The sequence below is a fragment of the Streptomyces sp. NPDC028331 genome (assembly GCF_055565775.1).
Genome location: NZ_JBVHTR010000027.1, coordinates 110130 through 121000, shown reverse-complemented (window position 1 = coordinate 121000; position 10871 = coordinate 110130). Strand labels below are relative to the sequence as shown.

At 73.5% G+C, this 10871-nt stretch carries 9 protein-coding genes; 4 read left to right on the top strand and 5 right to left on the bottom strand.

Annotation, left to right across the window (positions count from 1 at the left end; genetic code table 11):
* Nucleotides 1-175: 175 nt before the first annotated feature.
* Both ACZ4SW_RS31275 and ACZ4SW_RS31270 read right to left on the bottom strand, forming a co-directional pair.
* Nucleotides 176-1288, bottom strand: coding sequence for a sensor histidine kinase (locus ACZ4SW_RS31275; protein WP_468252175.1), 1113 nt, complete (start codon nt 1286-1288; stop codon nt 176-178).
* Nucleotides 1278-2003, bottom strand: coding sequence for a response regulator transcription factor (locus ACZ4SW_RS31270; protein ID WP_468252174.1), 726 nt, complete (start codon nt 2001-2003; stop codon nt 1278-1280). The genes ACZ4SW_RS31275 and ACZ4SW_RS31270 overlap by 11 nt, the downstream gene beginning before the upstream one ends.
* A 113-nt stretch (nt 2004-2116) precedes the next feature.
* On the opposite strand from ACZ4SW_RS31270, the gene ACZ4SW_RS31265 reads away from it, so the two are divergent.
* From ACZ4SW_RS31265 to ACZ4SW_RS31250, 4 genes are read left to right on the top strand one after another with little or no spacing between them, the layout of a single operon-like run.
* Entirely contained in the window at nt 2117-2836 is a 720-nt protein-coding gene (locus tag ACZ4SW_RS31265; protein WP_468252172.1) for a glycosyltransferase family 2 protein, read from the top strand.
* The gene (locus tag ACZ4SW_RS31260; RefSeq protein WP_468252171.1) at nt 2833-3489 is read left to right on the top strand and encodes a TIGR04282 family arsenosugar biosynthesis glycosyltransferase; all 657 of its coding nucleotides are present in this window, start codon (nt 2833-2835) and stop codon (nt 3487-3489) included. Before ACZ4SW_RS31265 ends, ACZ4SW_RS31260 begins: the two co-directional genes overlap by 4 nt.
* Complete coding sequence (locus ACZ4SW_RS31255) at nt 3486-4349, top strand: methyltransferase domain-containing protein (protein WP_468252170.1); 864 nt, start codon at nt 3486-3488, stop codon at nt 4347-4349. The genes ACZ4SW_RS31260 and ACZ4SW_RS31255 overlap by 4 nt, the downstream gene beginning before the upstream one ends.
* Nucleotides 4346-5785: a glycosyltransferase 87 family protein gene (locus tag ACZ4SW_RS31250; RefSeq protein WP_468252168.1), complete on the top strand. Its 1440-nt coding sequence runs from the start codon at nt 4346-4348 to the stop codon at nt 5783-5785. The genes ACZ4SW_RS31255 and ACZ4SW_RS31250 overlap by 4 nt, the downstream gene beginning before the upstream one ends.
* A gap of 129 nt (nt 5786-5914) precedes the next feature.
* On the opposite strand, the gene ACZ4SW_RS31245 is transcribed toward ACZ4SW_RS31250, so the two are convergent.
* The 3 genes from ACZ4SW_RS31245 to ACZ4SW_RS31235 all read right to left on the bottom strand — a co-directional run bounded on the left by ACZ4SW_RS31245 (nt 5915) and on the right by ACZ4SW_RS31235 (nt 10612).
* Entirely contained in the window at nt 5915-6343 is a 429-nt protein-coding gene (locus tag ACZ4SW_RS31245) for an ATP-binding protein (protein WP_468252167.1), read from the bottom strand.
* Between the two features lie 127 nt (nt 6344-6470).
* On the bottom strand, nt 6471-8855 hold the full coding sequence (locus ACZ4SW_RS31240) for an alpha/beta fold hydrolase (RefSeq protein WP_468252166.1): 2385 nt from the start codon (nt 8853-8855) through the stop codon (nt 6471-6473).
* Nucleotides 8828-10612 (bottom strand): N-acetylglutaminylglutamine amidotransferase, encoded by a 1785-nt coding sequence (locus ACZ4SW_RS31235; RefSeq protein ID WP_468252165.1) that lies wholly within the window; start codon nt 10610-10612, stop codon nt 8828-8830. The genes ACZ4SW_RS31240 and ACZ4SW_RS31235 overlap by 28 nt, the downstream gene beginning before the upstream one ends.
* Nucleotides 10613-10871: the final 259 nt, after the last annotated feature.

The window sequence follows — 10871 nt, the reverse complement described above, 5'->3', positions numbered from 1 at the left end:
TTTTTTTATGTTTTGTTGGTGGTGTTCTTCACGGAGCCTGGGTTGGGGAGGGGGGGGGGGGGGGGGTTTCTTTTTGGTGGCCTGGTGGGGGGGGTAAGCTTTTCGGTTCACGTGGGAAAAGCGGCAGGCCTTCCCCGTTCTCCCGTCCCGCCCCGGGCCTGGTTCCCGAGTCTCCTCAGACGGCGGCGGGCAGGTGCACCTCGAACCGGCAGCCGCCCGGTACGTTGCACACCGCCGCGCGCCCCTGATGGGCCTCCACGATGCCGCGCACGATGGCCAGCCCGAGCCCCGCGCCGGCCGGCGGGGTGCGGGCGTCGGTGCCGCGCCAGCCGGTGTCGAAGACGCGGGGCAGGTCCTCCGGGGGGATCCCACCGCAGCCGTCGGTCACCGACAGCACCACCCGGTCGGCCTCACGGCGGGCCGAGACGGCGACCGTGCCGTCGGCGGGTGTGCGACGGATCGCGTTGACCAGCAGGTTGGCGAGCACACGGGACATCTCGCGGCCGTCGACCTCCACCGGCACGGGTTCGACTCCGTCGCCCACCAGCCGCACGCCGTGTTCCCTGGCGAGCGCGTCGACACCGGCGATGGCGTCCCCGACGAGGTCGTAGACCGACATCCGGGCCGGGGACAGGGCGAGCACGCCGGCCTGGATGCGGGAGAGCTCGAACAGGTCGCTGACCATCGCGGTCATGCGGCCGACCTCCGCGCGGATGCGGGTGTGGTAGACGCCGGGATCGTCGACCATGCCGTCCTCGAGGGCCTCGGTCATCGCCTGCAGGCCGGCCAGCGGGGTGCGCAGGTCGTGGGAGATCCAGGCGACCAGTTCACGCCGCGAGGCCTCCAAGGTCCGCTCCCGTTCCCGGGAGGCGGCGAGCTTGGCGCTGGTGGCGGCCAACTGGCGGCTCAGTTGGGCGAGTTCGGCGGTGGGCGCGGCGGCGGGCGGGGTGAACGTGCCGTCGTCCCCGAGGGCGCGGGTGGCCTCGGCCAGCTCCCGGCTGCCCTTCACGACACTGCGGCCGAGGAGGAGCGCCACGGCGAGGGAGACGACCGCGGCCATGGAGCACACCATCGTCACCACCCACAGGTCGTGGTCGGACAGGAACATCGCCCAGGACACGAGCATGGTTCCGGCGAGCATCGCCGCCACGGTGACGGCGGCGACCACGGCCAGGGCCACGGTGACGGACCGGTTCCGCAGCGCCCGCAGGGCGGTCGCGCCCAGCAGTCCGGCGCCCGCCGCTCCGATCGCGGCGTAGAGCGCGATGAGGAGGGTGTCAGTGACCATGGCCGACCTCGTCCTCCCGCTGCGGGGGAGGGTCGAATCGGTAGCCGATACCCCACACCGTGCTGATCAGGCGAGGTCGGGCCGGGTCGTCCTCGACCTTCTCGCGCAGTCGCCGTACGTGCACGGTGACGGTCGACAGGTCACCGAATTCCCAGCCCCAGACCCGCTGCATCAACTGCTCCCGGCTCGTGGCCTGTCCGGGGTGCCGGAGGAAGAACTCCAGCAGGTCGAACTCCCGCATGGTGAGAGCGAGTTCGACGCCGTTACGGGTGGCGCGCCGGGCGGTGGGGTCCAGGGCGAGTGGGCCCGCCCGCAGCCACGGCTCCGCCGCCCCGGGGCGAAGGGCCGTCGGCGTACCGGCCCGGCGAAGCACGGACTCCACCCGCAACACCAGTTCCCGGGGGCTGAACGGCTTGGTGACGTAGTCGTCCGCGCCGACCTCCAGGCCGAGGATGCGGTCCTCCTCGTCACCGCGAGCGGTCAGCATGATCACCGGGAGCGGTCCGGCCGTCCGGATGCGGCGGCAGACCTCCAGTCCGTCCATGCCGGGCAGCATCAGGTCCAGCACCACCAGGTCGGGCGGCCGGGAGGAGGCCCGGGCGACGGCGGTGGGTCCGTCGGCGACCACGTCGACGGCGAATCCCGCCCGGTCCAGATATCCGGCGACGACTTCCGAGACGGTGGGGTCGTCGTCCACCACGAGTACGCGTTTCACACGACCGAGTCTCACACCGGGATCCCGTCGCAGAGGAAGGCGGGGAACGACGTCAGCGATCCGTAAGGACACGTAGTCCCATATGTACGTTTTGCGTCCGTAGGGTGAGTGAGGTGATCGAGACATCCCCCTCCTCCGTAGACGTCGTGCTGCCCTGCCTCGACGAAGCCGACGCCCTGCCGTGGGTGCTGGAACGAATTCCGGCCGCCTGGCGGGCGATCGTCGTCGACAACGGCTCCGCCGACGGCTCCCCGGACATCGCCCGCGAGCTGGGCGCGCACGTCGTCCATGAGCCGCGGCGCGGCTTCGGCGCCGCGTGCCACGCGGGACTCGTCGCCGCCACGGCCGACGTGGTCTGTTTCTGCGACTGCGACGCCTCCCTCGACCCCGGGCTGCTGCCGGCCGTCGCCGGCCCCGTCCTCGAGGGAACCGCGGATCTGGTCCTGGGCCGCCGTCGGCCCACCGCCCGCAATGCCTGGCCCGTACACGCCCGGCTGGCCAACCTGGAGCTGGCCCGTCTCATCCGCCGCCGTACCGGCGTGCGCCTGCACGACCTGGGCCCGATGCGCGCAGCCCGCCGGGAGGCGTTGCTGGCCCTGGGCCTGACCGACCGTCGCTCCGGCTACCCGCTGCAGATGGTGATACGTGCCGCCGACGCGGGCTGGCGGGTGGCGGAGACCGACGTGCCCTACCGGCCGCGCAAGGGCCGCTCGAAGGTCACCGGCACCTGGCGCGGCACCTGGCAGGCCGTGCGTGACATGCGAGCCGTCCTCGCCGAGCAGCCGCCTGCCGCAGCGGTCGCCGGAGCGAGCGCCGCGGGAGGCGCCCGATGAACGCCCGCCCCCTGACCGCGTATCCGGCCACCCTGCTCGTCATCGCGAAGGAACCGGTGCCCGGGCGGGTCAAGACCCGCCTCACCCCGCCGTTCACCCCGCAGGAGGCGGCCGCCCTGGCCGAGGCCGCGCTGACCGACACGCTCCACACGATGCTCCGGGTCCCCGCCCGGCGTCGCATTCTCTTCCTCGACGGGACCCCGGGTCCCTGGCTGCCGCCCGGCTTCGAGGTCGTGCCTCAAGCGTCCGGCGGCCTCGACGAGCGGATCGCCGCCGCCTTCGCCCGCTGCGACGACGGCCCGGCCCTGCTGGTCGGCATGGACACACCGCAGCTCACCCCGCACCTGCTGGCCGATGTCGGTCGGGACGGGCACGACGCCTGGTTCGGCCCCGCCGCCGACGGCGGATTCTGGGCCCTGGGCTTCGCCGACCCGACCCGCGCGGGGAACCTCGTACGGGGTGTTCCGATGTCCACCGACCGCACTGGAGCCGTCCAGCGCCGCAGGCTCGCCGAGGCGGGGCTGACCGTCCGTGACCTGCCACTGCTGCGTGACGTGGACACCGCCGCCGACGCCGCCTCCGTGGTCGCCTGCTGCCCGCCCGGATCCCGCTTCGCCGCCACCCTGGCGCTGCTCGCGGAGACCGTCCGATGAGCGGCACGGCGCACGGGACGCGCACAACCGTCGCCGGCCGGGCCGAGCCGGCGGACGGAACCGGGCCGGAGGAGGCCCGCCTGCGCGTCACTCTGCCTTCCCAGTTCGAAGCGCCCGCGCACCGCCCCGATCGCCTCGCACCCGTCGATCCGGGGAAGCCCTGGACGGACGACCCCTACGGCCGTGCCGTGCGCACCGGCCGCGGCCCGCTGTACCTGCGCCGCATGGCACCGCACACCGAGGGGGCGGCCGAACTGCTTGCGCTGGACGTGGAACGCTTCTGCGCCCCGCCCGACGCCGCCGACACAGGCGTACTGCACCGCTGCACCGGACCCGTCCTGGACGTCGGCTGCGGCCCCGGACGCCTGGTGGCCGCCCTCGCCGCCCGGGGCGTACCGGCGCTCGGAGTGGACGTCAGCCCGGCCGCCGTCGCCCGGACCCGCCACCGGGGCGGGACCGCGCTCCAGCGGTCCGTGTTCGACCGGCTGCCTCGAGAAGGCCGCTGGGGCACGGCCTTGTTGATGGACGGCAACATAGGCATCGGGGGCGACCCGGTGGCGCTCCTGGCCCGCCTGCGCGACCTGCTCCGCCCCGGCGGGTTCCTGCTGGCCGAAGCGGCTCCGCAGGACGTGGACGAACGCCTCACCGTCCGTGTCGAGGACGCCCACGGCCGCCACGGATGTCCCTTTCCCTGGGCCCGCGTCGGCACGACCGCCCTGCTGCACGCGGCCGGCGCCACCGGATGGATCCTCACCGGCCGGTGGACGACCGACGAGCGCCCCTTCCTCGAACTGCGCCGCCCGAACACCGGGCCCGACGCCGTGCGCCCCATGCCCCACGACGGGCCGGAGCGCCGATGACCGACACCGCCAGCCCGCACCGGCAGGACCCCGGACGCTCCGCCGCACTCCCGTCTCCGCGTCCCACCGAACAGAGCGCTCGCCTTCGAACCGCCGTGACCGCGGTCCTTCTCGCAGCCCTGACCGCCGTCGTCGTCGACACCCTCCGGACCGGCGACGACGACAGGGCCTCCGGCCGGCTGCTGGCCGGATACGCCGTCGCCTGGGCACTGTTCGCCGCCGCCGTGTGGACCGTACGCAAGGTCCCGGCCCGCGCCGCGACCGTCCTCGTCGTCATCGGTTCGGCCGCGGTCGCCCTGGCCGGACTCACCGCACAGCCGCGCACCAGCGACGACATGTACCGCTACGCCTGGGACGGCCGCGTCCAGGCCGCCGGGATCTCCCCCTACGCCTACCCGCCCGCCGCACCCGAACTCTCCCACCTGCGCGACCACTGGCTGTTCCCCACACCACAGGACTGCAAGGGGTGGGGACTCACCCGCACCGGCAGCGGCCTCTGCGTCCGCATCAACCGACCCACGGTCCCCACCATCTACCCCCCGGTCGCCGAGGGCTGGTACCTCGCCGTGCACACGCTGTCCCCGCCGGGCAGCCGCCACAAGCCGCTCCAGGTCGGCGGCGCCGTCCTGTCCTTCGGCACGACTCTCGCCCTGCTCCGTGTCCTGCGCCGCCGCGTCGACCCTCGTCACGCCCCGGCCCGGGCCGCCCTGTGGGCCTGGTGCCCGGCCGTCGCCCTGGAAGCGGTCGACAACGCCCACATCGACACCCTGGGCGTCCTGTTCACCGTGCTCGCGCTCGGCACCGCCACCGCCGGAAGCCGCCGCGGCGCGCTGCTGGGCGCCGCGATCGCCGTCAAACTCCTGCCCGTCCTCGCCCTGCCCGGCGCCTTGTCCGGACAACGCACCCCGGCTCGCGTCCTGCGCGTCGTCGCGGGCGCCGTCACCGCCGTCGCGCTCGCCTACCTGCCCTATGTCGCGGCCTCGGGCGCGGGCGTCCTCGGCTACCTGCCCGGCTACCTCCACGAGGAGGGCTACGAACCCGGTGACGTACACCGTTTCGCCCTGCTGCGGCTGCTGCTGCCGGACGCCGCCGCCGGCGCGACCGCGGTCGCGCTGCTGGTGCTGATCGGCCTGTACGCGTGGTGGCGCGGCGACCCGGCCCGCCCCTGGCGCGGCGCCCTGCTGCTCACCGGCACGGCCCTGCTCCTCTTCTCCCCGAACTACCCCTGGTACTCCCTGCTCGTGGTGGCCCTCGTGGCCATGGACGGCCGCTGGGAATGGCTGAGCGTCACCCTCGCCGGCACCGCTCTCTACCTCGGCGGCCGCCTCCTGCCCGGATTCCCGCTCCAGGCATGGTCCTACGGCACCGCAGCGATCGTGATCACGATCGGCGCGTGCCTGCGCCGTGCTGTCACCGAGGGACGCCGCCCGGCCTGAGCGGCACCGGCAGCCGAGGCGCGGGCACGCGGCGACAGCCGAGGACCGAGGGCGGTGCCCGGAGTCCCCCGCGGCGCTCGGCCGATGCCACGGCGGACCGCAGGACCGTAGGCGGCACCCCCGTGCCGGTCAGGAGCTGTCCGACTCCCCGGGGGAAGCGGGCGGGCGGAAGCAGGCATGGACGATCTTGCCGTCGGGGCAGGGCCGTGCCTGCCATTCGTCGGCGAGGGCGTCCACCAGCAGCATGCCCCGCCCGCCCAGCCGCCGGGTGCTCGGCGGGAGAGGGGTGGGCAGGTCCGTGGAGTTGTCGTGTACGGCGACGTGGAGACAGCGCGTGTCCCAGGTCAGCATCAGCTGGGCGGAGCTGTGCGCGTGCCGGTGCGCGTTGGTCACCAGTTCCGAGACGGTCAGGAGTACGGCCTCCACCGTCTGCGGCGCGCTCTCCGTCCAGCCCAGCGACTCCAGATGTGCGCGCGCCCAGTCCCGCGCCGACTTCACCTCGCTGTTCAACGGCAGAGAGCGCGCCCACCCCACCGCCTTCACCGACGAACCGCTCACGGTGTCCCTCCTGTGGTCAAGGTGTCCGACCCGGGTACCCGTTCGGCACGCCTTGACGCAGGGCAGGCCGGGCCGCGAGGTCACCTCGTCCCGCCGGCCGGACGATGTCTTCGCCCCGGGGTTCCGCTCAGCTCGTCAGGTGGCGCTGGATCCAGTCGGCCGCGGCCCTGCGGAACGTGCGGCGGTTGTCCGCGCGCCGGAAGTAGTGACCCTCCTGGTGCAGGATGAGGAGTTCCGCCTCGAGTCCGCGTTCCCTGGCGGCACGGACGAACTGGCGTGATTCGTCCGGCGGCACGTTGCTGTCGTGTTCGCCGTGGACGGCCAGCACCGGCACACGCAGCGCGTCGATCCGGCTCATCGGCGACAGTGCCCGCAGCAGATCCCGGTCGCGTTCGGGGTGTCCGTATTTGTGGGCTGCCGACTGCGCGAGCCACGGCTCGGTGCCGGCGAAGAAGGTGGCGAAGTCGGACATGCCGCAGACCGGGACGCCGGTGCGGAAGAGGTCCGGATGCCACACCAGGGAAGCCATCACCAGGTAGCCGCCGTAGGAGTGGCCCATCACGGCGAGCCGGCGGGGATCGGCGAGGCCCGCCACGACGATGTGGGCCGCGCAGTCGGCGACGTCGTCGATGGCGGCGAACCGGCCCGCGCCCAGGTCCGCCTCGACGAAGGAACGGCCGTAACCGGAGGAGCCGCGTACGTCCGGAGCGAAGACGTCCAGCCCGCGGCCCAGCAACTCGTGGTAGAGCGGATCGAACACCGGGCGTTCCTGATCCTCCGGGCCGCCGTGCAGGTGCACCACACAGGGAGCCGGGTCCCCTGCCGGGCGGCCCGGCGCACGGTAGTACCAGCCGCCCAGGGCCAGTCCGTCACGGGCGACTGGACGCAGCGGCACCGGCCGCACGGGCCGATGGCTTCCCGGAGCCACGTCCTGGTCGCCGGAGGACCAGGGTGTGCGCAGCGCGGCGTCCTGGTGCAACCACCACACCCCGGGCCGGCGCTGGGACCCGGAGAGAGCCACGACCGGCGCCCCCGGATCGGCTGTGACGGCCACCCGGGTGACGACCTCGTGCGGTAGCGGAATCCTGCGGCCCGGGCCCACCACCATCCCGGACGGGGCGGTGACCTTGGGCGACGGGGCGCCCGGGGCACCGCCCTGCCCTGCGTGCAGGGGGTGGTCGGCCGGGCCGACCTGGAGCAGCGCATCGACCTCCAGCTCGCTGACGCCCCGCACGTTCCACGACAGCACCGCACCCGTGCCGTCCCGGTCCAGGGCCAGCAGCTCCAGGTCGCAGTCCTCGCGGTGAGCCGCCACCGTCATGGCGGTCCGCTGCCCGTGCGCATCGAGCCGGACGGCGTACAGGGCGGCGTATTCCCGGTCGTGGTCGCTGCGCAGCCAAAGGGTCCGCCCGTCCGGTGCGAAACCCCCGATCCACGGGTCGCCGTCGGCGACCGGAACCCGGCAGGTCACCCGGAGGTCCCCGGTGCGCACGACGAGAGCCTCGCGATGGCCTCGCGGGCCGCGGCGCAGCAGGGCCAGCGTCCCGTCACCGCTCAGGTCGCACAGGCGCAGGGTGGCCGCGCCGCGTTCACTGGCCACCAGCACGGGGGCGGCCGTGCCCTCCGGATCGACGAGGTAGACCGACAGCGTCTTGGACGACGGCTCGCCCGCGGACGTGAGCGCCTCAGCCGCGGTCAGGGCCCCGCCGGCGCGGCGGTCGAGGCGGTACGACGGCACCGCCGGAGCGGACGGGAGACCGTCCCCCGGCCGCGCACCGCCGCCCCCGGCGCCCCGGGAAAACGACACCTGCTCTTCTCGGCCGACGCGTGCCGGGCTGGGAGCCCGGCCCTCCGGGAAGGCGGCCGCCACGGCTTCGGCGACGGTCACCGCGACGGCCGTCCCGTCGTGCTGCCAGCAGCCCAGGTGCGCCGAGCTCCCCGGTTCGCCGCCCGCCAGCAGCCGCCGCCCGGTGCCGTCGGGACGCACGCACAGCACCCGTGTGTGCTCGCCGCCGCCGGGCGCGGTGGTGTAGGCGATCCAGCGGCCGTCGGGCGACCAGGAGACCTCGGTGACCGGATCGGGATCGGCGTCCAGCAGGTGCACCTCGTCGCCGTCGACGGGCCCGGCCCACAGTTGGGGGACGCCGGTCCGGTCACAGATGAACGCCACGTTCCGGCCCTGTGGATCCGCCGACGGGTACCAGCACCCGTGGGCCGTGAGGACATGGGGAACCTCAAGGGCGGCCGTGCCGGGCAGCGGCACGGGAGCGGGCGCGGTCTGTGTGATCGCGGACAGGGCGCCGTCGGGCAGCTCCGTGGCGGACACGCCGTGCGCCGTGTCCGAGGTTGCCGTGGTGCCCCGGCCGTCCTCGGCCGCCCCGCCCGGCGGCGCAGCAGCGCCCGCGGGGCGGGGGAGTGGCGTGGCCTGCGGCTCCTCGGGGGCCGGGCGGGCGGCCCCGTCCGCCGCGCGCGGCCGTCCGCCGGTCAGCGGATTCCGTGCGTCTGCAGCCATATTTCCAGCGAAGCGACCTGCCAGAGCGCGTTCGCCCCCCGCCTGGTGCGGTGCTCGTTGGGCGCCGCCAGCAGTTCGGCGAGGTAATCCCTGCGGAACAGGCCCCGGTTCCTGGCCTCGGGCGCGGTCAGGGCCTCGTGGACCCGCTGCAGCACCGGTCCCGCCATGTGCTTGATCGCCGGGACGGGGAAGTAGCCCTTGGGCCGGTCGACGACCTCCCGCGGCAGGACCTTGCGGCCGACGGCCTTCAGCACCCCCTTGCCGCCGTCCGCGAGCTTGAGCTCGGGCGGGCAGGCGGCAGCCAGCTCGACGAGTTCGTGATCCAGGAACGGCACCCTGGCCTCCAGACCCCAGTCCATCGTCATGTTGTCGACGCGTTTGACGGGGTCGTCGACCATCATCACGTGTGTGTCCAGACGGAGATCCGCGTCCAGGGCGGTCTCGGCGCCCGGGGCCGCCATGTGCGCACGGACGAAGTCGCCCGAGATGTCGCGGTCGGGCAGCACGGAAGGGTCGAGCATGCGGGCGAGTTCGGCGTGCGACCGGTCGAAGTAGGTCTCGATGTACGCGTCGGCCGCCCGCGGCCGGGGCACCCGCGCCATGGCCGGGTACCAGTGGTAGCCCGCGAAGACCTCGTCGGCGCCCTGACCGCTCTGCACGACCTTGACCTCCTTCGCCACCTGCTCGGACAGCAGGTGGAAGGCGACCACGTCGTGGCTCATCATCGGTTCGCTCATGGCCTGGACCGCTCCGTCCAGGGCCTTGGAGACCCGGTCGGAGGGAACCATCAACTGGTGGTGATCGGTGCCGAAGTGGCGCGCCACGATGTCCGAGTAGCGGAACTCATCGCCGTCCTCGCCTCCTTCGGACTCGAAGCCGACACTGAAGGTGGCCAGGTCGGTCTGCCCTTCGCCGGCCAGCAGCGCGACGATGAGGCTGGAGTCCAGTCCGCCCGACAGGAGCACGCCCACCGGCACGTCGGCGACCATCCGGCGGCGTACGGCGGTGCGCAGCGCCTCGAGGACCGCGTCCGTCCAGTCCTCGGCCGTCAGATCGGCGTACTCGGGGCGACGGGTGTAGACGGGCTGCCAGTAGCAGCGGTCCTGGTGCGTGCCGTCCGGTTCGATGATGCGGACCGTGGCCGGCGGCAGTTTGCGCACCCCGTTGAGGATGGTGCGCGGCGCGGGAACGGTGGCGTGCCAGCTGAGGTACTGGTGGAGTGCGGCCGGGTCGAGGGAGGTGTCCACGCCGCCGGCGGCCAGCAGTGCGGGCAGCGAGGAGGAGAACCGGAGCCTTCCGGGCGTCTCGGCCAGGTACAGCGGCTTGATGCCGAGCCGGTCACGGGCCAGGACCACGCGCCCGCTGTCCAGCTCCACGAGCACGAAGGCGAACATGCCGTAGAAGTGCTCGACGCAGGATTCGCCCCACTCCTGGTACGCCTTGATCACGACCTCGGTGTCGGAGTCGGAGAAGAACCGGTGGCCCAGTGCCCGCAACTCCTCGCGCAGTTCGCGGTAGTTGTAGACGCAGCCGTTGAAGACGCCGACGAGGCGTGACCGCGGGTCTGCCATCGGCTGGGCGCCGCTCTCCGACATGTCGATGATCTTCAGGCGGCGGTGGCCGAGCGCGACAGGACCCTGGGACCACAGTCCCCGGCCGTCCGGTCCGCGGGGCGCAAGCCGGTCGGTCATGCGCTCGACCGCCGCCAGATCCGGTTCTTCGCCGTCGAAGCGGATCTCGCCGCTGAGCCCGCACATCAGGGGAACCTCCTTTTCGTAGGGCCGCCACATGCCGCGGACGGCACCGCACACCGGGCGGCCCGGGGACCCGGCCCAGGGATGTGCGTCCGTCCGTCGGCCACCGTGCCCGGTTCGGCGGCGGATGAGGACAGGGCAGGAGGGATACGGGACACGGGGTACCGACTCTCCTGGGGTACGAACCCGGGTGCGCGTCCCGGGACGGGGCACGGGAAGGGTGTCCCGTGCACCGTGCGACGGGGGGCTGACCGGGCCGCCG